Consider the following 23,376-nt stretch of genomic DNA (forward strand, 5'->3'; position numbering starts at 1 on the left):
ACCGGAATGACCGGTTCCACCGTCCGTCTATGATCCCTCGCGCTCTCTTCCCGGCTGGGGGTGGGGCCAGGAAAACGAAAAACCTCTCGCGGGTGCGAGAGGTCTGCGCGCGGGCCGAGGACGACGGTGTCCACCCGTACCTGGTCGTACGTGGTGGTCACTGCGGACCGGCGCGCCTGCTGCCAATAATCATGGCGAACGAGAGCACGCGGGCATTCTGGCACAGTCTGTCCCCGTGCTCACCGTCCGTCTCAGGATGCGAACAGTGGGCGTTCAGCGCAGGCGTCGCACGAAACCGTCGTAGTGGCCGTTGGTGTCGCCCGGGACCAGTTGCGCGGAGTCGCTGCCGAGGCCGACGCTCCGGGCGTCTGCGCTCACCCAGGACACCGCCACGGAGGCGTCGGTCACCGGGCCCCCGGCGACGGACTCGCTGACCGTACGGGTGGTGCCGTCGCGCAGGTCACGCAGGTAGACGTTGGCCGGTCCGAGCCGCCCGTCCGCCGAGCGGGGATCCGCCTGGTAGGCCAGGTACCGGCCGTCCGGGCTGAGCACCGGCTGGCGCGGCCGCTCCTCGCCGGCCGTTCCGGGATCGACGCGGCGGGTGACGTCCGTGCGCAGGTCGCGGACGTAGAGGTGGGTGTCGTCCCCGGGGGTCTCGCCCGGCACCAGGTCGTCGCCCCAGTACTGGAAGGCGATGGTCCGGCCGTCCGCGGAGAGCGAGGCGGGCAGCGCGTACCGCTCGGCCGGGGTGCCGTCCGCTCGGACGTTGACCCGCTCCTCGGTGCCGGTGCGGCGGTCGTGGACCCAGGTGGCGCCGTTGGAGCTGCGCGGCACCATCTGCGTGTACGCCACGTGGCGGCCGTCGGCGCTGATGGCCTGGAGCAGGGCGGGGTTGTCGGGGCGGTCGCGGTTGCTGATCCGCTCCACGGCGCCGGTGCGCCGGTCGAGGACGTACACGGCTCCGAAGAGGTCGCCGGGTTCGTGCTCCATCCGGTCGGCCTTGGCGTTGAAGGCGATGTGGCGGGCGTCCGCCGACATGACGGCGCCGCCCGCGTGGGCGGAACCTCCGTCGAGGCCGACGCTGATCCGCTCGGTGCGGCCGGTGCGCCGGTCGTGCAGGTAGATGTCGTACGCCCCCGCGTCCGCGGGCGGGGTCTCCCGGTCGACCAGGTTCCGGGCCTGGGAACGGAACAGGACGTGACGCCCGTCGGAGCTGACGGCGAGCGCCGAGGAGTCGCCGTCGGCCTGCGCGCCGTCCGGGCCGACGTTGACCCGCTCGACGGTTCCCTCGCGCAGGTCGCGCACGAAGACGTCCGCGAGCGCGTTGGTGTCGCCGGGTACCAGGTTGGACGCGTATCCCGAGAAGACCGCGAACCGGCCGTCGGCGCTGAGCCGCGGGCCGTACGAGTCGCCGTCGCCCTGCTCCCCCGTCGCCGCCAGGGTGACCCTCTCGGTCCCCGGCTTCGGCGCCGGTGCCGCCGAGGTCGCCGACAGTGCGACCATCGCCCCCGCGAGCACCGCGACGGACGCTCCACGCATGGATCTGAGCACGATTCCCGACCTGAGCACGATTCCCCCTGTTTCCCCGTTGACGCCTTCCCCCGGCCCCGCGCCGAAGGGCTCCTCCGAGCCAAGCGCATCGCACGCACAGGGTCAATCACCCGTATTACGTACAACCCGGGCACGGGTTCAGGCGTCCGCGAAGAGGCCGTCCGTCAGGAACTCCCGTACGTGGTCGAGCACCTGCGCCCGGTCCGTGCCCCGCAGCCCGATCGCCACGTGGATGGCGAAGCCGTCGAGGAGGGCGCGCAGCCGGGACGCGAAGCGGTCCGGGTCGACGGGGCGGAACTCGCCGCGCGAGACGCCCTCGGCGAGCAGTGCGACCAGGTCGCGGTGCCAGGCACCCTCGATGGCGGCCTGCCGGTCGCGGGCCTCGTCGGCGGCGTTCTGCGAGCGGTTCCAGACCTCCAGCCACAGCGTCCAGTGCGGGTCGCGGTGCCCGTCGGGGACGTACAGGTCGACGTAGGCGTGGAGGCGTTCGCGGGCCGTGCCGGGCCGGGTGAGGAGCCGGCCGCGTGCGACGCCGAGGCGGCCCTCGCTCCACTCCAGGGTGCGCAGCAGCAGTTCGTCCTTGGAGCGGAAGTAGTAGAGGAGGTGGCCGCTGCTCATGCCCACCTCGCGGCCGAGCGCCGCCATGGTGAGCTTCTCCAGGCCGCGCTCGGCGATCATCTCCATGGCGGCGGCGAGGACGTCCTCGCGGGGCGGTGCGTTCTTCCGCGCTCGCGCCGCACCGGCCATGGCCTACTCCCTCTGGATCCTCGGCTGCTGTTGCGTGACGCAGTGGATGCCTCCACCGCTCGCGAAGATCGTACGGGCGTCCACCGGTGTCACCGTGCGCCCGGGGAACAGGCGCCGGAAGATGCCCGCCGCGAGTTCGTCGTTCGGGTCGTCGAAGGCGCACAGGACGACGCCGCCGTTGCAGAGGTAGTGGTTGATGTACGAGTAGTCGACCCAGTCACCCGCCTCGTCCTTCAGGACGGTCGGGGCGGGGACCTCGACGACCTCCAGCCGGCGGCCCTCGGCGTCGGTCTGACCGCGGAGGATCTCCAGGTACGTCTGGGAGCGGGCGTGGTCGGGGTGGGCGGGGTCGCGCTGGCTGTGCACGACGACGGTGCCCGGCCGGGCGAAGGCCGCGACGATGTCGACGTGGCCCTGGGTGCCGTACGTGCCGTAGTCGCCGGTCAGGCCGTGCGGGAGCCAGATGGCCTTGGTGGTGCCGAGCTTGGCGTGGATCTCCGCCTCGACCTGCTCGCGGGTCCAGCCGGGGTTGCGGCCGGGGCCGAGCTGGACGGTGTCGGTCAGCAGGACCGTGCCCTCGCCGTCGACGTGGATCGCGCCGCCCTCGTTGACGAGCGCGCTGCCCAGCACGGGGACACCGGCGAGCTGCGCGACATGGCGGGCGATCTCGGAGTCGTGCTCCCAGCGGGCCCAGTCCTGGGCGCCCCAGCCGTTGAACACCCAGTCCACGGCGGCCAGGCCGCCCTGCCCGTCCGTCACGAAGGTCGGGCCGATGTCCCGCATCCAGGCGTCGTCCAGCTCGCGCTCGACCAGGTCGACGTCCGGGCCGAGCAGCTCGCGCGCCGAGTCGCCCTGGCCGGGCCCGTGCACCATCGTCACCGGTTCGAAGCGGCGCACCGCGCGGGCGACGGACGCCCAGGCGGCGCGGGCCTCGGCCAGCTGCCCGGCGTCGGCGAACGTCGGGTTGGGGCCGGGCCAGGCCATCCAGGTGCGTTCGTGCGGGGCCCACTCGGGGGGCATGCGGAAGGTCATGGAGATGTCCCAGGAGGTCAGAGGAAGTAGAGGCGGTTGAGGGAGACGGAGTCGGCCGGTTCCGAGCGCAGCGGGTCGCCGTCCAGGGTGACCAGGCCGGTGCGCCGGTCGACGTCGACCTGTCCGGTGCGGGAGTTCAGGCGCAGGTCGGCCGGTCCTATGCCGCGGGTGCCGCGCACGGCGACCCGGCGGCGGCGGGTCGGCATGGTGTCGCCGCCCTGGTCGAGGGCGGCCTGCGCGACGAAGGCCACCGATATCTCGGCGGGCGTGGCACCGTGCGCGCCGAACTGCGGTCCGAGGACGAGGGGTTCGCAGGTGTCGGTGGCCGCGTTCGGGTCGCCGACGACGCCGTACGCCGGGAAGCCGGACTTGAGGACGAGCTGCGGCTTGGCACCGAAGTGGTCCGGCCGCCACAGCACGATGTCGGCGAGCTTGCCGGCCTCGATGGAGCCGACCTCGTGGGCCAGGCCGTGGGCGATGGCGGGGTTGATGGTCAGCTTGGCGATGTAGCGCAGGACGCGTTCGTTGTCGTCGTCCCCGTCGGCGCCGAACTGGGCCTTCATCTTCCCGGCCATGGCGAAGGTGCGGCGGACGGTCTCGCCGGCCCGGCCCATGCCCTGTGCGTCGGAGGAGGTGATGCCGATGGCGCCCAGGTCGTGCAGCACGTCCTCGGCGCCCATGGTCCCGGCGCGGATGCGGTCGCGGGCCATGGCGGCGTCGCCCGGCAGGTCGGTCTTGAGGTCGTGGACGGAGACGATCATGCCGTAGTGCTCGGCGACCGCGTCCCGGCCGAAGGGCAGGGTGGGGTTGGTGGAGGAGCCGATGACGTTGGGGACACCGGCCATCTTCAGCACGTTGGGGACGTGTCCGCCGCCGCAGCCCTCGATGTGGAAGGCGTGGATGGTGCGGCCCTCCAGGACGCGGAGGGTGTCCTCCACGGAGAGGCACTCGTTCAGGCCGTCGCTGTGCAGGGCGACCTGGACGTCGTGTTCCTCGGCGACGCGCAGGGCGGTGTCGAGGGCGCGGGTGTGGGCGCCCATGTCCTCGTGCACCTTGAAGCCGGACGCGCCGCCCTCGGCCAGCGCCTCGATCAGGGGCGCCCGGTCGGACGACGATCCCCGGCCCAGGAACCCGATGTTGACCGGCCAGGCGTCGAAGGCGCCGAACGCGTGCTTGAGCGCCCAGGGCGAGTTGACGCCGACGCCCCAGACGGGGCCGAACTCCTGCCCGATGACCGTCGTCACGCCGGACGCGAGTGACGCCTCCATGATGCGCGGGGAGAGCAGGTGGACGTGGGTGTCGACGGCTCCGGCGGTGGCGATGAGGCCCTCGCCGGAGACGATGGAGGTGCCCGTGCCGACCACGACGTCGACGCCGTCGAGGGTGTCGGGGTTCCCGGCCCGGCCGATCGCGTGGATCCGTCCCTCTCGGATGCCGATCGACACCTTGCGGATGTCCTGCGCCGCGTCGATCACCACGACGTTGCTGATGACGACGTCGCAGGTCTCGCGCACGGCGGCGGCCTTCAGGTGGAGTCCGTCGCGGGCGGTCTTGCCGAAGCCGGCGAGGAACTCGTCGCCGTGGCGCTGGGCGTCGGACTCGACGCGGATCACCAGCCCCGAGTCGCCGAGGCGGAGGCGGTCGCCGGCGCGGGGGCCGTGGGTGGCGGCGTAGGCGTGGGCGTCGACGCGGACCGCCTCGCTGACCTCGCGTCCCTTCGAGCGGCTCATCGCCCGTCTCCTTCCGGTGCCTGTCGTGCGACGCCGAGATACCCGCAGGCCGCCGCCCGCCGCAGGGCCTCTTCCTTCGCTCCCGGCGCGTCCAGCGGTCCGTCGACAAGACCGGCGAACCCGATCGCGACCCGCCGCCCGCCGATGGGCACCAGGCCGACCTCGGCGCTCTCCCCGGGCCCGAAGCGGACCGAGGACCCGGCGGGGACGGCGAGGCGCATGCCGTAGGCCCGCGCGCGGTCGAAGTCCAGGCGCGGGTTGGCCTCGAAGAAGTGGAAGTGGGAGGTGACGGAGACGGGCACGGTCGCGGTGTTGGTGACCGGGACGCGTACCGCCGCCTCCGGTTCGGCGAGGGCGGGACCCGGCAGCAGAGCGCCCGGCGCCCGCTCCCCCAGTCCGCCCCCGATCGGGTCGGAGACGACCGCGAGCCGGGAGCCGTCGTCGAAGACCGCCTCCACGTGCACCTCGGTGACGACGTCCGCGACGCCGGGCAGCACGTCGTCCGGGCCGAGCGCGGACCGGGCGCGCTCGACCGCCTCCGCGAGGCGGGCGCCGTCGCGGGCGGCCTCGCACACGGTGTCCGCGATCAGCGCGGTCGCCTCCGGCACGTTCAGCCGCAGCCCGCGGGCGCGCCGGGAGCGGGCCAGCTCGGCCGCCCCGAAGAGCAGCAGCCGGTCACGTTCCGTGGGAGTCAGTCTCACGACGCGACACCTCCTTGCCATCCATAGGTTAGAGCATCACTCTAAACGCGGATTCCTTGGAAGAGAAGCGTTGGTGAGCTCGCCTATAGGCATCGTATTGAACGTCGCTCTAAATGCTGGGCAAGGCGGTGGACATGCCGCCGCCCCCGGGCTCTGCCTCGGCAGGGCCCGGGGGCGGCGCGGACTCAGCCCGTCCGGTGTCCGGTGTCCGGTGTCCGGGAAGGGGGCTGTTCAGCGGGGGCGGTTCAGACCAGGCGGTGCATCCACCCGTGCTTGTCCTCCGCGGTGCCGCGCTGGATGTCCAGCAGGGCCCCGCGCAGGCGCTGCGTCACCTCGCCCGGCTCGCCCCCGCTCTGCTGCCACTGCGCCCCGGCCCGCTTCACCGTGCCGACCGGCGTGATCACGGCCGCCGTACCGCAGGCGAAGACCTCCGTGAGGGTGCCGTTCTCCGAGTCGCGCTGCCACTGCTCGACGGAGACGCGGCCCTCCTCGGCCTCGTAACCGAGGTCGCGGGCGACGGTGAGGAGGGAGTCGCGGGTGACGCCCTCCAGGATGGAACCGGTCAGGGTCGGGGTGACGATCCTGTCGCCGTACACGAAGTACAGGTTCATGCCGCCGAGCTCCTCGACCCACTGGTGCTCGACCGCGTCGAGGTAGCAGACCTGGTCGCAGCCCTTGGCGGCCGCCTCGGCCTGGGCGAGGAGGGACGCGGCGTAGTTGCCGCCGGTCTTGGCGTCGCCCATGCCGCCGGGCACGGCGCGGACGCGGTCCTCGGAGACCCAGATGGAGACCGGCTTGACGCCGCCCGGGAAGTAGGCGCCGGCCGGGGAGGCGATGACGATGAAGAGGTACTCGTTGGCCGGCTTCACGCCCAGGCCGACCTCGGTCGCGATCATGAAGGGGCGCAGGTAGAGGGATTCCTCACCGCCGTGCGCCGGAACCCAGCCCTGGTCCTGCCGCACCAGCGCGTCGCATGCCTCGATGAAGGTCTCCACCGGCAGCTCCGGCATGCCGAGCCGGCGCGAGGACGCCTGGAAGCGCTGCGCGTTCTTCTCCGGGCGGAAGGTGGCGACGGACCCGTCGGGGCGCCGGTAGGCCTTCAGCCCCTCGAAGATCTCCTGCGCGTAGTGCAGGACCATGGTGGCCGGGTCGAGGGAGAGCGGGGCGTACGGAACGAGCCGGCCGTCGTGCCAGCCGCGGCCCTCGGTCCACTTGACCGTCACCATGTGGTCGGTGAAGTGGCGGCCGAACCCGGGGTTGGCCAGGATCGCCTGCCGCTCCGTGTCGGAGAGCGGGTTGGCGGAGGGCTTGAGCTCGATCGTGGGCGTCGTCATGGGTTGATGTCCTTCACCGGTTTGGTTGTGACGGGCCGCGGTCACGCCCGTACGGCCGGTGGCCGGTGCTAGGACGTCCGAGCATTCCCTCATGTCACGGCTTCGCGTTCGATTATCGCGCGCGGTCCGTGACGGATGAAGCGGGGTGAATGCGGCCCAGGTCTCGATGGTCGCACCTTGCGGACGCAGGAGAAAGCCGCCGGGTGCCTTGTTTCTCGGACCCGGCGGCTTCGAAAGGTTGGATTTCGAGTGTGCCGGGTCAGCCGGCTACGCGTACGGCGAGCGCGTCGCCGATCTCGGAGGTGCTCCGGGCGGGCAGGTCACCGCGCTCACCGAGGTCGGCGGAGACGGCGTCCTCGATGCGGGCCGCCTCGGCCTCGTGGCCGAGGTGGCGCAGCAGCAGGGCGACGGACAGGACGGTGGCGGTGGGGTCGGCCTTGCCCTGGCCGGCGATGTCGGGCGCGGAGCCGTGGACCGGCTCGAACATCGAGGGGAAGTCGCCGGAGGGGTTGATGTTCCCGCTCGCGGCGACGCCGATGCCACCCGAGACGGCCGCGGCGAGGTCGGTGATGATGTCGCCGAAGAGGTTGTCGGTGACGATCACGTCGAAGCGCTCGGGCTGGGTGACGAGGTAGATCGTGGCCGCGTCGACGTGCATGTACTCGGTGGTGACGTCGGGGTACTCGGCGGCCACCTTGTTGAAGACGTTCGTCCACAGGTGACCGGCGAAGGTCAGCACGTTGTTCTTGTGGATGAGCGCCAGCTTCTTGCGCGGGCGGGCCTGTGCGCGGGCGAAGGCGTCGCGGACGACGCGCTCGACACCGTAGGCCGTGTTGACGGAGACCTCGGTGGCGACCTCGTGCTCGGTGCCCTTGCGGATGGTGCCGCCGTTGCCGGTGTACGGGCCCTCGGTGCCCTCGCGGACGACGACGAAGTCGATCTCCGGCTGGCCGGCGAGCGGGGTGGCCACACCCGGCAACAGCTTGGACGGCCGCAGGTTGACGTGGTGGTCGAAGGCGAAGCGGAGCTTCAGCAGGAAGCCGCGCTCCAGCACGCCGGACGGCACCGACGGGTCGCCGATCGCGCCGAGCAGGATGGCGTCGTGCGCCTTGAGGGCGTCGAGGTCGGCGTCGGTGAGGGTCTCACCGGTGGCGTGGTAGCGCCGGGCGCCGAAGTCGAACTCCTTGGTCTCCAGCTTCACATCCTGCGGAAGGACGGCGGAGAGGACCTTCAGGCCTTCGGCCACGACCTCCTGGCCGATGCCGTCACCGGGAATCACTGCGAGATTGAGGCTGCGAGACATGACGGCACCCTACCCCTCGTCCCACGGGATGACATGCGACGTCCGGCATGCGGACGCTGGCCCGTCACGCCCGGCTCAGTGGCCGGTGGCGCCGCCGTTGTCGCGGCGGTCGAGGGAGCGCTGGAGGGCGGCGGCCGCGTTCTTGCGGTCGGAGTCGCTGGTGCGGGAGAGGTGGCGGACTCGGCGGCGGACGGTCGTCTCGGCCATGGGAATCGTCTCCTTCGGCGCGCGGGAGCGCGGAAAGCGAGTGGTACGGGGAGACGCCGGAAGGGCGGGGAGCGCGGTGCCGCAGGGGTTGCCTGCACGGGGCCCGGCTCACGACCGCCTTTCGCTCGATCGAGCGGGACGTTCGGCTCCTACAAAACTAAGGGAACGCGGTGCGTCTGTCTCCACAATTACTCGGACTTCCTACTATCTGAGACAGTGCCGTCGGTCACTCCGCCGCGACCTGCGAAAACGTCGGACGGGCCAGGTCGGGGGGAGACCTGGCCCGTCCGGGATCGGGTGGGCGTCAGCCCATGTGCGGGTACGTGTAGTCGGTCGGCGCGACCAGCGTCTCCTTGATGGCGCGGGTCAGGGTCCAGCGCATCAGGTTCTGCGGGGCACCGGCCTTGTCGTTGGTGCCGGAGGCACGGCCGCCGCCGAAGGGCTGCTGGCCGACGACGGCGCCGGTCGACTTGTCGTTGATGTAGAAGTTGCCGGCCGCGTAGCGCAGCTTCTCCATCGTGTACGCCGCCGCCGCGCGGTCGCCCGAGATGACCGAGCCGGTGAGCGCGTAGTCGGAGACCGACTCCATCTGGGTCAGCATCTCGTCGTACGCGTCGGCCTTGCTGTCGTCGTACACGTACACCGCGAGGAACGGGCCGAAGTACTCGGTGCGGAACACCTCGTTCTCCGGGTCGGTGCACTCGACGACCGTCGGGCGGACGAAGTAGCCGACCGAGTCGTCGTAGGAGCCGCCCGCGACGATCGTGCAGGTCTCGTCGGCCTTGGCGCGGTCGATGGCGGCCTTGTTCTTGGCGAAGGACCGCTCGTCGATGACGGCGCCGATGAAGTTCGACAGGTCGGTGACGTCACCCATGGTGAGGTAGTCGACCTCGGCGGCGAACTCCTCCTTGAAGCCGTCGTTCCAGATGGACGCCGGGATGTACGCGCGGGAGGTGGCGCTGCACTTCTGGCCCTGGTACTCGAAGGCACCGCGGGTCAGGGCGGTCTTCAGCACGGCGCGGTCGGCGCTCGGGTGGGCGACCAGGAAGTCCTTGCCGCCGGTCTCGCCGACCAGGCGCGGGTAGGTGCGGTACTTCTCGATGTTGTTGCCGACCGTCTTCCACAGGTGCTGGAAGGTCTTGGTCGAGCCGGTGAAGTGGATGCCCGCGAGGTCGCGGTGCTCCAGGGCGACCTCGGAGACCGCGATGCCGTCACCGGTGACGAGGTTGATGACGCCCTTGGGCAGCCCGGCCTCCTCCAGCAGCTGCATCAGCAGCACGGCGGCGTGGGTCTGCGTCGGGGACGGCTTCCAGACCACCACGTTGCCCATGAGGGCGGGGGCGGTGGGCAGGTTGGCGGCGATCGCGCTGAAGTTGAACGGCGTGATCGCGTAGACGAAGCCCTCCAGCGGGCGGTGGTCCATGCGGTTCCACACGCCCGGGGAGTTGGCCGGGGGCTGCTCGGCCAGGATCTGGCGGGCGTAGTGGACGTTGAAGCGCCAGAAGTCGATCAGCTCGCAGGGGCTGTCGATCTCGGCCTGCTGGGCCGTCTTGGACTGGCCGAGCATGGTGGAGGCGGCGATGGTCTCGCGCCACGGGCCGGACAGCAGCTCGGCGGCGCGCAGGATGATCGCCGCGCGGTCGTCGAAGGACATCGCGCGCCACGCGGGTGCGGCGGCCAGGGCGGCGTCGATCGCGTCCTGGGCGTCCTGCTGGGTGGCGTTCGCGTACGTGCCCAGACGCGCCTTGTGGTTGTGCGGCTGCACGACGTCGAAGCGCTCACCGCCGCCCATCCGCTTCACACCGCCGATGGTGCAGGGCAGGTCGACCGGGTTGTCGGCCAGCTCCTTGAGCTTGGCCTCCAGACGGGCACGCTCGGGCGAGCCGGGGGCGTAGCCGTGCACCGGCTCGTTGACGGGGGTGGGGACCTGGGTCACAGCGTCCATGGGTTCCGTTACTCCTTGACTTGAGCGGGTTGTGCGAGCGGGTGCGGGCTCAGCCCTTGCTCACCATCGAGCGGGCGAAGAACCGGAGGTTGGCCGGCTTCTCCGCGAGACGGCGCATGAAGTAGCCGTACCAGTCGGTGCCGTAGGCGGTGTACACGCGCATGCGGTGGCCCTCGGCGGCGAGCCGCAGGTGCTCGTCGCCGCGGATGCCGTACAGCATCTGGAACTCGTACTCGTCGAGCTTGCGCCCGGCGGTGCGGGCCAGTTCCTGCGCGATGGAGATCAGGCGCGGGTCGTGGGACCCGATCATCGGGTAACCCTCGCCCTCCATCAGCGTCCGCAGGATGCGCACGTACGCCTTGTCGATCTCGTGGCGCTGCTGGTAGGCGACCTCGGCGGGCTCCTTGTAGGCGCCCTTCACCAACCGTACGCGAGAGCCGTTCTCGGCGAGCCGGCGCGCGTCGGCCTCGGTGCGGAAGAGGTAGGCCTGGATGACACAGCCGGTCTGCGGGAAGTCCTTCCGCAGCTCCTCGTGGATGGCGAACATCGAGTCGAGGGTGGTGTGGTCCTCGGCGTCGAGGGTGACCGTGGTACCGATCTCGGCGGCGGCCTCGACGACCGGGCGGACGTTCTTCAGAGCCAGCTCGTGGCCGCCGTCCAGCGCCTGGCCGAACATGGACAGCTTCACCGACATCTCGGCGCGGGTGCCGAGATCCAGCGGCTTCAGCCGGTCGATCAGCTCGAGGTAGGCGTCGCGGGCGGCCTCGGCCTGCTCGGGGGTGGTGATGTCCTCGCCGACGACGTCCATCGTCAGCTCCAGGCCCTGGTCGGTCAGGTCCCTGATGATCGGCACGATCTGGTCGACCGTCTCGCCGGGGATGAACCGGTCGACGACCGGCTTGGTCACCGGCGCGGCCGAGACCAGACGACGCATCCGGTCGCTGCGCGACGCGGCGAGAATCACGGGACCCAGCACGGGGCACCTCCACTTACCAACCAACACGAGGCCGTAGCCCGACGAACGGGGGACGGCACGGAGAACCACCGTGAAATCTAAGGATCCCCCCGATCGTGGGCCATCGACAGCTGTCACGCATCCGTGCCGCAGATCTCAGACAGATGTATGAACCAGGCACGCAAATGCGGCAGAATGCCCGGGTGACGACGGATTCCAGGGGTGACTACCAGGAGCTGGTCGACGAGATCTCCGAACTGCTGGGCGCGCCCGCGACCCTGGAGAACCGCGACTTCGAGCTGATCGCCTTCGGCGCGTACGACAGCGAGGGCGACCTCGACCCCTCCGCGCTGGACCCGGTGCGCACCCGCTCGATCCTCACCCGGCGCTCCACCACGGCGGTCCGGGCCTGGTTCGAGGGCTTCGGCATCACCCGCGCGACCGGCCCGGTCCGCATCCCGCCGACCCCGGAGGCGGGCGTGTACCGGGGGCGCACCTGCCTGCCGGTACGCCATCGGGGCGTCGTCCTCGGCTACGTGTGGCTCCTGGACACCGAGCCCGGCCCGACGGAGCGGCAGCTGACGGCGGCCATGGAGGTCACCGCCCGGATCGGCGCGCTGCTCGCGGACGAGGCGCAGCACGGCGCGGACCTGAGCCGGGAGCTGCGGGCGGTCCTCACCGCCGACCGGGACTGGCAGCGGGACATGGCCGTGGCGGAACTGCGCACCGCGCTCGGCGCCCGCGCGGACACGCCGCACGCGGTGGTGTGCGTGGCCCCCTGGCCTTCGGCCGGCCCCGACGACGCGCCCTCGGTCCGTACGGTGCCGGGGGCGACGGCGCTGTGCACGATGCCGTGGGACGGGGACGCCGCTCACGCCCTCTGGGCGGCGGGGGCCGCGGGCCAGTCGCTGGCGCTGCTGGTGCGGCTGCGTTCGGTGGACGTGCCGACCCCGGCGACGACGGCGGCGGGGCGGCTGCTGGAGCGGGCGCGGGGCGCGGCGGGGGCGGCCGGAGCGGCAGCCGGGGCGACGGCCGGGGTGGCGGCGGGGGTGGCGGCGGGGGTGTCCGCGCCGCGCACCGGGCTGGCGGAGCTGGGGGACGCCTGGTGGGAGGCGTCGGCGGCGGCCCGGGCGGCGCGCGCCGAGAGCCGGTTCGGGCCGGTCGCCGAGTGGACGTCCATCGGGGCGTTCCGCCTGCTGACCGCACTGCCCGCGCGGGTCGTCCACGATCCCGCCGTACGGGGGCTTTTCTCCCCCGCCCACCGCGAACTGGCCCGCACGGCCGAGGTCTACCTCGACTGCGCGGGCCAGGCCGGCCGTACGGCGGCCGAGCTGGGCATCCACCGCCAGACGCTGTACTACCGCCTCTCCCGCGTCGAACAGCTCACGGGCCTGGACCTGGACGACGGCGAGGACCGGCTGCTGTTGCACATGGCGCTGAAGAGCGCGCGCCTCTGACGCACGGTCACGCGGCCATACGGCCACCCCCGGGGCCACTTCTGAAAACGATTGTCATCGTGTTACGGTCATCGAACGCTCAACCTTTGACCGGCCCCTTACTCGGAGTGACCCCGTGCGCGTCTCCGCCCGCCTCCTGCCCGTCCCCGCGGCCCTCGCCGCCTCCGCCCTGCTCACCGGCTGCTTCGCGTCCACGGAGGCCACCGGCACCGGCGCGGGTGGGGGCGAGCGCATCCGCGTCGCGATGATGCAGCCGCCGCGCTCGGGCCTGTCCCCGCTCTCCGACGACGCGTTCAAGCTGTCCCGCTGGTCCACCGCGGAGACGCTCGTCAAACTGAACGCGGACGGCGACGCCCAGCCCTCGCTGGCCACCGAGTGGAAGCAGTCCGGCCGGAGCTGGACGTTCACCCTCCGCAAGGGCGTCACCTTCCACGACGGCACGGAGCTGACCGCCGAGGCCGTCGTCCGCTCCCTCACCGAGGCCGCCACCGCCTCCCCCAAGCCCCGCATCCTGGACGGCGTCGAGCTGACCGTGAAGGAAGGCGGTGCCGGCACCGTGGTCGTCACCACCGCCGAGGTGGACCCCCTGGTCCCGCAGCGGCTCAGCTCCCCGCAGCTGTCGGTCCTCGCGGCGAAGGCGTACCGGGGGAAGACGGTGAACCCGGTCGGCGCCGGCACCGGCCCCTTCGAGCTGACCGAGGTCAACGGCACCTCCTCCGCCGCCCTCGACCGCTACGACGACTACTGGGGCGGCAAGGCCAAGGCACCCGGCATCGACGTGACGTTCGTACCGGACGGCACCGCGCGCGCCGCCGCCCTGCGCAGCGGCGAGGCCGACATCGTCGAGGCGGTGCCCGTCTCGCAGGCCGCGCTGCTGGAGAAGGACCTGATCACCGAGGTCCCGATGCCGCGCACCAACACGCTGTACCTCAACACGGAGAAGGGCCCCTTCAAGGACCCGGCGCTGCGGGCGGCGGCCCGGGAGGCGATCGACGCCGAGTCGATCGTGAAGGGCGTCTACGAGGGGCGGGCCGACGTGGCCGAGGGGCTGCTCGGACCCGCGCTGCCGTGGGCGGCCGGGCTGCGCGAGCCGGTGCGGCGGGCGAAGGCGGGCGACCCGTCCGGGAAGAGCATCACCATCGGCACCTTCACCGACCGGGCCGAGCTGCCCGAGGTGGCCGCCGCGCTGCAACAGCAGCTGAAGAAGGCGGGGTTCGAGGTGAAGCTGGAGGTCCGCGAGTACGCCAACATCGAGTCCGACGCCCTGGCGGGCGCGTTCGACGCGTTCATCCTCTCCCGCGCCACCGTCCTCGACTCCGGCGACCCGGCCGCCTACCTCTACAGCGACTTCGCCTCCGACGGCTCCTTCAACATCTCCCAGCTCGCCGACCCGGCCGTGGACAAGGCCCTGCACAAGGCGGGCACCACCCCGACCGGTGACGCCCGGCGCCGGGCGGTCGTCGACGCGGAGGCCGCCGTGCTCGCCACCGACGCGGCCGTGCCGATGCTGCACGAGCGCGTGATCCAGGGCGACGCCGCCGACGTGGTCGGCACGGCCCACGACCCGCGCGAGCGGGAACTGGTCACGCTCGACACGCACGTCAAGTGAGGCCGACCGCAGCGGGGGTGACGCGCGCCGTCTCCCTCGTCGCCGTGCTGGCCGCCGTGGGCCTGCTGCCCTGGCTGTCCGGCCGGGACCCGGCGCTGACCGTGCTGCGCGCCCGGTCCGCCGAGCAGGAACCGACCGAGGAGGCGCTGTCCGCGATCCGCCGGGACCTCGGCCTGGACGCCGGCCCGCTCTCCCTGCTGGGCGACTGGGCGTCCGGGCTGCTCCGCGGCGACCTCGGCACCTCGTGGGTCTCGGGGACCGAGGTCGCGCCGTCCGTCGTCTCCGGACTCCAGGTGTCACTGGGCCTGATGGCCGCCGCGCTGACGGTGGCCGTGCTGCTGGCGGTGGCGCTGGTGGCACCCGTACTGGTGCGGGGGCGGGGGTCGGCCGGGGCGTTCGCCGCGATGGCCGCCGCCGTCCCCGAGTTCCTGCTGGCGACGGTCGGGCTGCTGGTGTGCGGGGTGTGGCTGGGATGGCTGCCGACGTCCGGCTGGCAGGGGCCCGAGTACCTGGTCCTGCCCGCCCTCGCGCTCGGCGTCCCCGCGGGCGGCCTGCTCGGGCGGCTGGTCGCGGACGCGCTGCCCGCCGTACTGGACGAACGGTGGGTGGAGCTGTGGCGGGGCGCGGGAGTGAGCCGTGCCCGCGTCTCGGCCGCCGCACTGCGCCGCGTACTGCCGCCGCTGGTCCCGCAGTTCGGGATGGTCGCCGTCGGGCTGACGGGCGGCGCGGTCGCGGTGGAGACGGTGTTCGCGGTCCCCGGCATCGGGCGTACGGCGCTGGGGGCGGCCAAGTCGCAGGACCTGCCGCTGCTCCAGGGTGCGGTCCTCGCCCTGCTCGCCCTCGGCCTGGTGGCCGGCGCGGCATCCGCCCTCGTACGGCGCCGGCTGCTGGGCCCCGCCCTGCGCGACGCCGGGCTCTCGCTGCCGCCGGCCCGCCCGGTCCGGGCGCATCCGGCGATCCCGGCCGCCCTCGCCGCCGTACTGCTGGCGGCGATCGGCTGGGGCCTGCTGCGCGACCCGTACGCGGTGGACACGGCCGCCCGCCTCTCCCCACCCTCCTGGGCGTACCCGCTCGGCACCGACGGGCTCGGCCGCGACGTGCTGGCCCGGCTCGGGCACGGCGCCGCCTCGACGGTCGGCACGGCGGCGGCCGTCTGCCTGCTGAGCCTGCTGGCCGGGCTGGCGCTGGGCTTCTGGCCGGGTGTCGCGGCGGGTGCGGCGGACATCGCCAACGCCCTGCCGCCCGTCATCGTCGGCATCCTGGTCGCGGCTGCGGCCGGTCCCGGCACCGGAGGCGCGGCCCTCGCCGTCGCGCTGATCTCCTGGCCGCCGCTGGCCGCGCACGCGGCTGCGCTGGTGCAGGAGGTACGGGCGTCGGCGTTCCTGACCGCGCAACGCGCCATCGGCGCACCGCCGCTGTGGATCCTCACCCGGCACGTCCTGCCGTCCGTCGCCGCCCCGGTCGCCCGCCACGCCCTCCTCCGGCTGCCCGGCATCGCGCTCGCCCTGGCCTCCCTGGGCTTCCTGGGCCTGGGCGCCCAGCCACCGGCCCCCGAGTGGGGCCTGCTCCTGGACGAGTCCCGCGCCTACATCGAACGCGCCCCCTGGGCGGCCCTGGCCCCTGCCGTCGCCCTCGCCCTGCTGGCGGGGCTGGCGGTGTCGGGCGCGGCGCTCGCCCGCGGTCGCGGCACCCGCCGCGGCCCGCACGCCAGGCCCACTGCCGGCCCCGCGTCCCGGAAGGAGACCAACGATGCGGTCCGAGGCACTGCCGTCGGTGCGTGACCCGCGCACCGCCTCCGGCCCCACGGCGGCCCCCCGCGCGAAGCCGCCGGCAGCGGCAACGAGGCCAACAGAGCCCGCGTTGTCCGTGCGTGACACCTCCTCCGGCCTGCCGGCGGCCCCGCACGCGGAGCCGTCGGCATCAGGCGCGGCGCACGGTGACCGCCACGCCCCGCACGCCACACCCGCCCCCCGGAAGGAGGCCACCGATGTCACCCGAGCCCCTGCTGTCCGTGCGTGACCTGCGTATCTCCTTCGGCGCGGCACAGGCCGTGCGCGGTCTGTCCTTCGACGTGCACCCGGGTGAGGTCCTGGGCGTCGTCGGGGAGTCGGGGGCGGGCAAGTCCCTCGTCGCACGCGCGCTGCTGGGCATGGTGCCGCGGAGCGCGGCCACCGGCGGCAGCGTCCGGTTGCGGGGAGCGGCCGACCTCGCCGACGAGCGCGGGCGCCGGATCGCCCTCGTGCCCCAGGACGCCCTGTCCGCCCTCTCCCCCGTCCACCCGGTGGGCGACCAACTTGCGGCCGCCGTACGGTCGGTGCGCCGCGTCTCCCGCAAGGAGGCCCGGGCGCGGGCGGTGGCGGCCCTCGACCGGGTCGGCATCCCCGATGCCTCCCGCCTGGCGCGCGCCTACCCGCACGAGTACTCGGGCGGCATGCGCCAGCGCGCGGTGATCGCCATGGCGACGGTCAACGAGCCGGACGTGGTCGTCGCCGACGAACCGACCACCGCGCTGGACGAGGAGCGCCGCGAGCAGGTGCTGCGCGTGCTCGCCGAGCAGCGGGAGGCGGTGGGCGCCGCACTGGTCCTGGTCACCCACGACCTGGACGTCGTACGCGGCCACGCGGACCGCGTACTGGTGATGTACGCCGGGCGGGCGGTCGAACTCGGACCGGCCGAAGGGGTGCTGTCCCGCCCGCGTGCCCCGTACACGGCGGGCCTGCTGGCGTCGCTCCCGCAGGACGGCCCCCGGCGCCGCCGCCTCCCGGCCCTCCCCGGCACCCCGCCCGCCCCGGACGCCCTCGGCCCCGGCTGCGCCTTCGCCCCGCGCTGCCCACTGGCGGTGGAGCAGTGCCGTACGGCCGAACCGGTGCCCCAGACGGTGGACGGCCGGCTGGTCGCCTGCCACCGCGCGGCCGAGATCCCCGAGCCCCTCAAGGAGTTCGCGTGAACGACCTTCTCCTGGACGTGCGCGACCTGGTCGTCCGCTACGGACCGGTGACCGCCGTGGACCACGTCTCCTTCACCCTGGACGCCGGTGAGACCCTCGCCCTCAACGGCCCCTCCGGCTGCGGCAAGTCCTCCACCGCCCTGGCGGTGCTCCAGCTGCGCCGGCCGGACGGCGGCGAGGTCCGCTTCGAGGGGCGGGAGCTGACGGGCCTGTCCGAGCGGGAACTGCGGCCGCTGCGCCCGCGCATGCAGCCCGTCTTCCAGGACCCCTACGGCTCCCTCAGCCCCCGCCACCGCATCCGCGACGCGGTGGCCGAGCCGCTGAAGGTGCAGGGCCGCTGGAACCCGGCCGACGGCCCGGACCGGGTGGCCGGACTGCTCGACCGGGTCGGCCTGGACCCGTCGTACGGCGACCGGCGCCCGCACGAGCTCTCCGGCGGCCAGTGCCAGCGCGTCGGCATCGCCCGCGCCCTCGCCTCCGAGCCCCGCCTGCTGGTCCTCGACGAGCCGGTGTCGGCCCTGGACGCCTCGGTACGGGCCGGGGTGCTGAACCTGCTCGCCGACCTCCAGGACGAGCTGGGCCTCGGCTACCTGTTCATCTGCCACGACCGGGCCGTCGTACGGCATGTGGCGGACCGGGTGGTCGAGATGCGGGACGGGCGGATCAGCTCCGGGTGACGCCCTCGACCACCCGGCGCAGCCCCTCGGCGAGCTGCTCCGCCTCGGGGGCGTCCTTGGGAGCGAAGGACCACTGCGTCATGAGTCCCATCAGCAGCGTGACGTAGAAGTTCCCGAGGGTGTCCACGGTCTCCTCCGGTACGTCCTCCTCACGCCCGCCCATGAAGAGCGTGACCAGGCCCCGCGCACCCTCCCGCTGGGCCCGTGCCAGGTGATCCCGCACCTCCGGCATCTGGTCGCCCATGGACACGATCTCCATGCTGAGCCGCCACAGCGAGCCCGGGTCGCGCATGGTGCCGATGATGTTCGAGCACACCGCCGAGAACCGCTCCAGCGAGCCGGGTTCGCCGGGCAGATCGCCCTCGGCACCGCCCTCGAAGGCGCCGGACATCGCCTCCACCAACTCGACGTAGGCCTGTACGAGCAGCGCGTCCTTGGACCCGTAGTGGTAGCCGATCGACGCGAGGTTGGTCCCCGACTCCTTGACGATGTCCCGCGCGGTCGTGCGCGCGAACCCCTTCTCCAGCAGGCAGCGCTTGGCGCCGGCGAGCAGATCCTCACGGTGTCCCATGCGCCCACCCTATCCCCGGTCCATACGGACGTCCTATACAAGCGTCATAGACAGACGTCTTACACGTTCGTATAGTCGCTCGCATGACACCCACCCCGTCCCGTGCCGGCCGCCGCGAATGGACCGCGCTCGCCGTGCTGATGCTTCCGCTGATGCTCGTCTCCATGGACGTGTCGGTCCTGTACTTCGCCGTCCCGGCGATCAACGCCGACCTCGCGCCGAGCGGCACCCAGCAACTGTGGATCTTCGACGTCTACGCCTTCGCCGTGGCCGGCCTGCTGATCACCATGGGGTCGGTCGGCGACCGCATCGGCCGCCGCAGGCTGCTGCTGATCGGCGCCGCGGCCTTCGGCGCCGCCTCACTGACCGCGGCGTACGCGGACAGCGCCGGGACGCTCATCGCGGCCCGCGCGCTGCTCGGCATCGGCGGCGCGACGCTGATGCCCTCGACCCTGGCCCTGGTCCGCTCCCTGTTCACCGACCCCGCCCAGCGGGCGCGGGCCATCGCGATCTGGTCCGCCGTGATGACGGCCGGCGTGGCGCTCGGCTCGGTGCTGAGCGGGATGCTGGTGGAGTTCTTCTGGTGGGGTTCGGTCTTCCTGGTGAACCTGCCGGCGATGGCCCTGCTCCTGATCCTCGGGCCGCTCCTGCTGCCCGAGTCGAAGGACCCGGCGCCGGGACGCTTCGACTGGGTGAGCATTCCGCTGTCGATGGCCGCGGTGCTCCCGGTGGTCTACGGCCTCAAGGAGATCTCGGCCGACGGCTGGAACGTCCGGTACGTCATGGCGGTGACCGTGGGTCTGCTGTTCGCGGCGCTGTTCGTGCACCGGCAGCGGACCACCGCCTCGCCGATGGTCTCCCCCGCCCTCTTCCGCGCGCGCGGTTTCGCCCCGGCCGTCGTCCTCAACCTGGTCACGATGTTCGCGATGATGGGCTCGGCGTTCTTCACCTCGCAGTACATCCAGTCGGTCGTGGGCAAGAGCGCGCTGGAGGCGGCCCTGTGGGCGCTGCTGCCCTCGGTGCCGATCGGCTTCGCGGCCCCGCTCGCGGCCCACCTGGTGCAGAAGGGCGTCAACCGCGCCCACGTGGTGTCGGCGGGCTTCGCCCTCGCCGCTTGCGGCTACGCCCTGCTGACGCTGGTGGACACGGACGCGCTGGCACTGGGGCTGGTGGCCGCCGGGGTCCTCGCCTCGGGCGTCACCATGGTGATGTCCCAGATCATGGACCTCGCGCTGAGCGCCGCTCCGGTGGAGCGGGCGGGCTCCGCGTCCTCCCTCATGGAGACCGGCGCCGAGTTCGGCGGGGCGCTGGGGATGGCGGTGCTCGGTTCCATCGGTACGGCGGTCTACCGGCAGGAGATGCCGGACTCCGCTCCGGAGCCGGCACACGAGACGCTGGGCGGCGCGCTGGCCGTCGCCGGGCAGTTGCCGGGGCGCGCGGGAGACGCCCTGGCCACCGCGGCACGGGAGGCGTTCACCGACGGGATGCACGCGGCGGCGATCGCGGGCGCGGTGGTGCTCGCCGGTGCGGCGGTCCTGGCGTCGGTGACGCTGCGGAAGGTCCGGGTGCGCGAGGAGACGTGCGCACAGGACGCCGGACGGGGGGCTGGACGTCCCAGCCCGTCCGGCGTGTGAGGACGAGCCCGTTCGGGGCGAAAGGGTCTCCGGGGGCGGCAGCCCCCGGAGACGGTCGCTCAGACCAGGTTCACCGAACGGGCCGACGTCGCCCCGATCTCCGCCGAGACCTCGGCGAGCACTCCGGCAGGCACCGTGTCGTCGACGGTCAGCACGGCCAGCGCCTCGCCGCCGACCGTCGCGCGGGCGACCTGCATGCCGGCGATGTTGATGCCGGCCTCGCCGATGACGCGGCCGACGGTGCCGACGACGCCGGGACGGTCCTCGTAGCGCAGGACGACCATGTGGTCGGCGAGGGCGAGGTCCACGTCGTACTCGCCGACGGCGACGAGCTTCTGGAGGTGCTTCGGGCCGGCCAGCGTGCCGGAGACCGACACCTCCTCGCCGTCCTGGAGGGTGCCGCGCACGGTGACGACGTTGCGGTGCTCCGGGGACTCCGAGCTGGTCGTCAGCCGGACCTCGACGCCGCGCTCCTGGGCGAACAGCGGGGCGTTGACGTACGACACGGTCTCGTCGACGACGTCCTCGAAGACGCCCTTGAGGGCGGAGAGCTCCAGCACCTTCACGTCGTGCTGGGTGATCTCGCCGTAGACCTCGACGTCGAGGCGGACGGCGACCTCGCCGGCGAGCGCGGTGAAGATGCGGCCGAGGCGCTCGGCGAGCGGCAGACCCGGCTTGACGTCCTCGGCGATGACACCGCCCTGCACGTTCACCGCGTCGGGGACCAGCTCGCCGGCGAGGGCGAGGCGGACCGACTTGGCGACGGCGATGCCGGCCTTCTCCTGGGCCTCGTCGGTGGAGGCGCCGAGGTGCGGGGTGCAGACGACCTGGTCGAACTCGAACAGCGGCGAGTCGGTGCAGGGCTCCTTGGCGTACACGTCCAGGCCGGCGCCGGCGACGCGGCCCTCCTTGAGCGCCGAGTACAGCGCCTCCTCGTCGACGATGCCACCGCGCGCGGCGTTGACGATGCGGACGCTCGGCTTGACCTTGCGCAGCGCCTCGTCGCCGATCAGGCCGAGGGTCTCGGGGGTCTTGGGGAGGTGGACGGTGATGAAGTCGGAGACCTCGAGCAGTTCGTCCAGCGACAGCACCTTGACGCCCATCTGCGCGGCCCGCGCGGGCTGCACGTAGGGGTCGTAGGCGACGACCTTCATGCCGAAGGCCGACATGCGCTGCGCGACGAGGGCGCCGATGCGGCCCAGGCCCACGACGCCGAGGGTCTTCTCGGCCAGCTCGACACCGGTGTACTTGCTGCGCTTCCACTCGCCGTTCTTGAGCGCGGCGTTGGCCTGCGGGATGTTGCGGGCGGTGGCGACGAGCAGACCGCAGGCGAGCTCGGCGGCGGTCACGATGTTGGAGGTCGGGGCGTTGACCACCATCACGCCGGCCTTGGTGGACGCGGCGACGTCCACGTTGTCCAGGCCGACCCCGGCGCGGGCGACGACCTTGAGCTTCTTCGCGGCGGCGATGGCCTCGGCGTCGACCTTGGTCGCGGAGCGGACCAGGATCGCGTCCACGTCGGCGATGGCGGGGAGCAGCTCGGCCCGGTCCGCGCCGTTGCACTGGCGGATCTCGAAGTCGGGGCCGAGCGCGTCCACGGTCGCGGGCGACAGCTCTTCGGCGATGAGTACGACGGGTTTCGAGCTCACGTGAGTCCTCACAAGTCCAATGCGGACGGCCGTCCCGACGGCCGCATGCGGTGGAGGGTTGGTGGCCGCGTGGAAGACGCACGACGCTGTGGGCCTGACGCGTATGTTGTCAGCAGTCTAGTGGCGTGGCGGAGGTCGTCCTGCGCCTTGGCGGAAGGATCACCCGTCCGTGGCCGGACGGGTTGGACAACGCCGCCCCCACGACGTTACCCGGGGTTCGCCGAGGGGGCCGGAGCGGTGTGCTCCGGCCCCCTCGGCCGTGAGGGCTTACGCCTCCTCGTCGACCCAGCTCATGAGCTTGCGCAGCTCCTTGCCGGTGGTCTCCAGGAGGTGCTCGGAGTCCTGCTGCTTGTACTCGTTGTACTTCTTCAGACCGCCGTGGTACTCGTCCATCCAGTTCTTGGCGAACGTGCCGTCCTGGATCTCGGCGAGGACCTTCTTCATCTCGGCCTTGGTGGCGTCGGTGATGATCCGCGGGCCGGTGACGTAGTCGCCCCACTCGGCGGTCTCGGAGATCGACCAGCGCATCTTCTCCAGGCCGCCCTCGTACATGAGGTCCACGATCAGCTTTAGCTCGTGGAGGCACTCGAAGTAGGCGATCTCCGGCTGGTAGCCGGCCTCGGTCAGGGTCTCGAAGCCCGCCTTGACCAGCGCGGCCGTGCCACCGCAGAGGACGGCCTGCTCGCCGAAGAGGTCGGTCTCGGTCTCCTCGGTGAAGGTCGTCTTGATGACGCCGGCGCGGGTGCCGCCGATGCCCTTCGCGTACGACAGGGCCAGCGCGAAGCCGTTGCCCGTGGCGTCCTGCTCGACGGCCGCGATGCAGGGAACGCCGCGGCCCTCCTCGTACTGGCGGCGCACCAGGTGGCCCGGGCCCTTCGGGGCGACCATGCAGACGTCCACGCCGGCCGGGGGCTTGATGAAGCCGTAGCGGATGTTCAGGCCGTGGCCGAAGAACAGGGCGTCGCCGTCCTTCAGGTTGTCCTTGATGTGCTCCTCGTAGACCTGGGCCTGGATCGGGTCCGGGACGAGGATCATGATGACGTCGGCCTCGGCGGCCGCCTCGGACGGGCTCACCACGCGCAGGCCCTGCTCCTCGGCCTTGGCCTTGGACTTGGAGCCCTCGTGCAGACCGACGCGCACGTCGACGCCGGAGTCGCGCAGCGACAGGGCGTGGGCGTGGCCCTGGCTGCCGTACCCGATGACCGCGACCTTGCGGCCCTGGATGATGGACAGGTCGGCGTCGGCGTCGTAGAACAGCTCGGCCACTGGGTTCTCTCCTTGTGTGCAGGTGTTGCGTCCCACCGTATGCCGGTGGGCGGAAGGAAGT

The 23,376-nt window shown here is 72.5% G+C and carries 19 protein-coding genes; 6 read left to right on the forward strand and 13 right to left on the reverse strand.

Translation table 11 applies throughout. From position 1 onward, the window contains the following. Positions 1–273 precede the first annotated feature (273 nt). The 10 genes from ACP4J0_RS21195 to ACP4J0_RS21240 all read right to left on the reverse strand — a co-directional run bounded on the left by ACP4J0_RS21195 (position 274) and on the right by ACP4J0_RS21240 (position 11,526). The gene (locus ACP4J0_RS21195) at positions 274–1,539 is read right to left on the reverse strand and encodes a TolB family protein (protein WP_426600228.1); all 1,266 of its coding nucleotides are present in this window, start codon (positions 1,537–1,539) and stop codon (positions 274–276) included. A 150-nt stretch (positions 1,540–1,689) separates the two neighbouring features. Then, complete coding sequence (locus ACP4J0_RS21200; protein WP_426600229.1) at positions 1,690–2,298, reverse strand: TetR/AcrR family transcriptional regulator; 609 nt, start codon at positions 2,296–2,298, stop codon at positions 1,690–1,692. Positions 2,299–2,301: 3 nt separating this feature from the next. Beyond that, entirely contained in the window at positions 2,302–3,330 is a 1,029-nt protein-coding gene (locus tag ACP4J0_RS21205) for an agmatine deiminase family protein (protein WP_426600230.1), read from the reverse strand. A gap of 17 nt (positions 3,331–3,347) precedes the next feature. Next, complete coding sequence (locus tag ACP4J0_RS21210) at positions 3,348–5,060, reverse strand: urease subunit alpha (protein WP_426600231.1); 1,713 nt, start codon at positions 5,058–5,060, stop codon at positions 3,348–3,350. Next, on the reverse strand, positions 5,057–5,761 hold the full coding sequence (gene ureA / locus ACP4J0_RS21215; protein ID WP_426600232.1) for an urease subunit gamma: 705 nt from the start codon (positions 5,759–5,761) through the stop codon (positions 5,057–5,059). The genes ACP4J0_RS21210 and ureA overlap by 4 nt, the downstream gene beginning before the upstream one ends. Positions 5,762–6,006: 245 nt before the next feature. Then, positions 6,007–7,095 carry a branched-chain amino acid aminotransferase gene (locus ACP4J0_RS21220; protein ID WP_426600233.1) on the reverse strand — a complete coding sequence of 363 codons (1,089 nt, stop codon included), beginning with the start codon at positions 7,093–7,095 and terminating at the stop codon, positions 6,007–6,009. Positions 7,096–7,354: 259 nt separating this feature from the next. Beyond that, entirely contained in the window at positions 7,355–8,398 is a 1,044-nt protein-coding gene (locus ACP4J0_RS21225) for a 3-isopropylmalate dehydrogenase (RefSeq protein ID WP_426600234.1), read from the reverse strand. Between the two features lie 75 nt (positions 8,399–8,473). After that, positions 8,474–8,605 (reverse strand): hypothetical protein, encoded by a 132-nt coding sequence (locus ACP4J0_RS21230; protein WP_011030289.1) that lies wholly within the window; start codon positions 8,603–8,605, stop codon positions 8,474–8,476. Positions 8,606–8,909: 304 nt separating this feature from the next. Then, positions 8,910–10,550, reverse strand: coding sequence for an L-glutamate gamma-semialdehyde dehydrogenase (pruA, locus tag ACP4J0_RS21235; RefSeq protein WP_426600235.1), 1,641 nt, complete (start codon positions 10,548–10,550; stop codon positions 8,910–8,912). Positions 10,551–10,599: 49 nt separating this feature from the next. Further along, positions 10,600–11,526, reverse strand: coding sequence for a proline dehydrogenase family protein (locus ACP4J0_RS21240; RefSeq protein WP_426600236.1), 927 nt, complete (start codon positions 11,524–11,526; stop codon positions 10,600–10,602). 164 nt (positions 11,527–11,690) lie between these two features. Here ACP4J0_RS21240 and ACP4J0_RS21245 point away from each other — a divergent pair, with 164 nt between their 5' ends. The 5 genes from ACP4J0_RS21245 (at position 11,691) to ACP4J0_RS21265 (ending at position 18,195) form a co-directional block, all read left to right on the forward strand. After that, positions 11,691–12,962: a PucR family transcriptional regulator gene (locus ACP4J0_RS21245; RefSeq protein WP_426600237.1), complete on the forward strand. Its 1,272-nt coding sequence runs from the start codon at positions 11,691–11,693 to the stop codon at positions 12,960–12,962. A 115-nt stretch (positions 12,963–13,077) separates the two neighbouring features. After that, positions 13,078–14,571 (forward strand): ABC transporter substrate-binding protein, encoded by a 1,494-nt coding sequence (locus ACP4J0_RS21250; protein ID WP_426600238.1) that lies wholly within the window; start codon positions 13,078–13,080, stop codon positions 14,569–14,571. Further along, positions 14,568–16,352 carry an ABC transporter permease subunit gene (locus ACP4J0_RS21255; RefSeq protein ID WP_426600239.1) on the forward strand — a complete coding sequence of 595 codons (1,785 nt, stop codon included), beginning with the start codon at positions 14,568–14,570 and terminating at the stop codon, positions 16,350–16,352. Before ACP4J0_RS21250 ends, ACP4J0_RS21255 begins: the two co-directional genes overlap by 4 nt. Before the next feature lie 206 nt (positions 16,353–16,558). Beyond that, positions 16,559–17,518 carry an ABC transporter ATP-binding protein gene (locus tag ACP4J0_RS21260; RefSeq protein ID WP_426600240.1) on the forward strand — a complete coding sequence of 320 codons (960 nt, stop codon included), beginning with the start codon at positions 16,559–16,561 and terminating at the stop codon, positions 17,516–17,518. Then, positions 17,515–18,195 carry an ATP-binding cassette domain-containing protein gene (locus tag ACP4J0_RS21265; RefSeq protein WP_426600241.1) on the forward strand — a complete coding sequence of 227 codons (681 nt, stop codon included), beginning with the start codon at positions 17,515–17,517 and terminating at the stop codon, positions 18,193–18,195. Before ACP4J0_RS21260 ends, ACP4J0_RS21265 begins: the two co-directional genes overlap by 4 nt. Here the strand turns inward: ACP4J0_RS21265 and ACP4J0_RS21270 are convergent. Next, positions 18,182–18,766, reverse strand: coding sequence for a TetR/AcrR family transcriptional regulator (locus ACP4J0_RS21270; RefSeq protein ID WP_426600242.1), 585 nt, complete (start codon positions 18,764–18,766; stop codon positions 18,182–18,184). The two genes, ACP4J0_RS21265 and ACP4J0_RS21270, sit on opposite strands and share 14 nt — an antisense overlap. An 83-nt stretch (positions 18,767–18,849) precedes the next feature. On the opposite strand from ACP4J0_RS21270, the gene ACP4J0_RS21275 reads away from it, so the two are divergent. Then, the gene (locus ACP4J0_RS21275) at positions 18,850–20,400 is read left to right on the forward strand and encodes an MFS transporter (protein WP_426600243.1); all 1,551 of its coding nucleotides are present in this window, start codon (positions 18,850–18,852) and stop codon (positions 20,398–20,400) included. A gap of 59 nt (positions 20,401–20,459) precedes the next feature. Here the strand turns inward: ACP4J0_RS21275 and serA are convergent, their stop codons facing one another. Both serA and ilvC read right to left on the reverse strand, forming a co-directional pair. Next, positions 20,460–22,049: a phosphoglycerate dehydrogenase gene (gene serA, locus ACP4J0_RS21280; RefSeq protein ID WP_426600244.1), complete on the reverse strand. Its 1,590-nt coding sequence runs from the start codon at positions 22,047–22,049 to the stop codon at positions 20,460–20,462. Between the two features lie 267 nt (positions 22,050–22,316). Further along, positions 22,317–23,315 (reverse strand): ketol-acid reductoisomerase, encoded by a 999-nt coding sequence (ilvC, locus tag ACP4J0_RS21285; RefSeq protein ID WP_073936415.1) that lies wholly within the window; start codon positions 23,313–23,315, stop codon positions 22,317–22,319. Positions 23,316–23,376 lie beyond the last annotated feature (61 nt).

The sequence above is a fragment of the Streptomyces sp. WG7 genome (genome assembly GCF_049975785.1).
Lineage (GTDB): Bacteria > Actinomycetota > Actinomycetes > Streptomycetales > Streptomycetaceae > Streptomyces.

Bases quoted from the DNA above. Each gene is read 5' to 3' on its own strand.
- ACP4J0_RS21195 (WP_426600228.1), bottom strand. From the start codon at position 1,539: ATGCGTGGAGCGTCCGTCGCGGTGCTCGCGGGGGCGATGGTCGCACTG.
- ACP4J0_RS21200 (WP_426600229.1), bottom strand. From the start codon at position 2,298: ATGGCCGGTGCGGCGCGAGCGCGGAAGAACGCACCGCCCCGCGAGGAC.
- ACP4J0_RS21205 (WP_426600230.1), bottom strand. From the start codon at position 3,330: ATGACCTTCCGCATGCCCCCCGAGTGGGCCCCGCACGAACGCACCTGG.
- ACP4J0_RS21210 (WP_426600231.1), bottom strand. From the start codon at position 5,060: ATGAGCCGCTCGAAGGGACGCGAGGTCAGCGAGGCGGTCCGCGTCGAC.
- ACP4J0_RS21220 (WP_426600233.1), bottom strand. From the start codon at position 7,095: ATGACGACGCCCACGATCGAGCTCAAGCCCTCCGCCAACCCGCTCTCC.
- ACP4J0_RS21225 (WP_426600234.1), bottom strand. From the start codon at position 8,398: ATGTCTCGCAGCCTCAATCTCGCAGTGATTCCCGGTGACGGCATCGGC.
- ACP4J0_RS21230 (WP_011030289.1), bottom strand. From the start codon at position 8,605: ATGGCCGAGACGACCGTCCGCCGCCGAGTCCGCCACCTCTCCCGCACC.
- pruA (WP_426600235.1), bottom strand. From the start codon at position 10,550: ATGGACGCTGTGACCCAGGTCCCCACCCCCGTCAACGAGCCGGTGCAC.
- ACP4J0_RS21245 (WP_426600237.1), top strand. From the start codon at position 11,691: ATGCGGCAGAATGCCCGGGTGACGACGGATTCCAGGGGTGACTACCAG.
- ACP4J0_RS21260 (WP_426600240.1), top strand. From the start codon at position 16,559: ATGTCACCCGAGCCCCTGCTGTCCGTGCGTGACCTGCGTATCTCCTTC.
- ACP4J0_RS21270 (WP_426600242.1), bottom strand. From the start codon at position 18,766: ATGGGACACCGTGAGGATCTGCTCGCCGGCGCCAAGCGCTGCCTGCTG.
- ACP4J0_RS21275 (WP_426600243.1), top strand. From the start codon at position 18,850: ATGACACCCACCCCGTCCCGTGCCGGCCGCCGCGAATGGACCGCGCTC.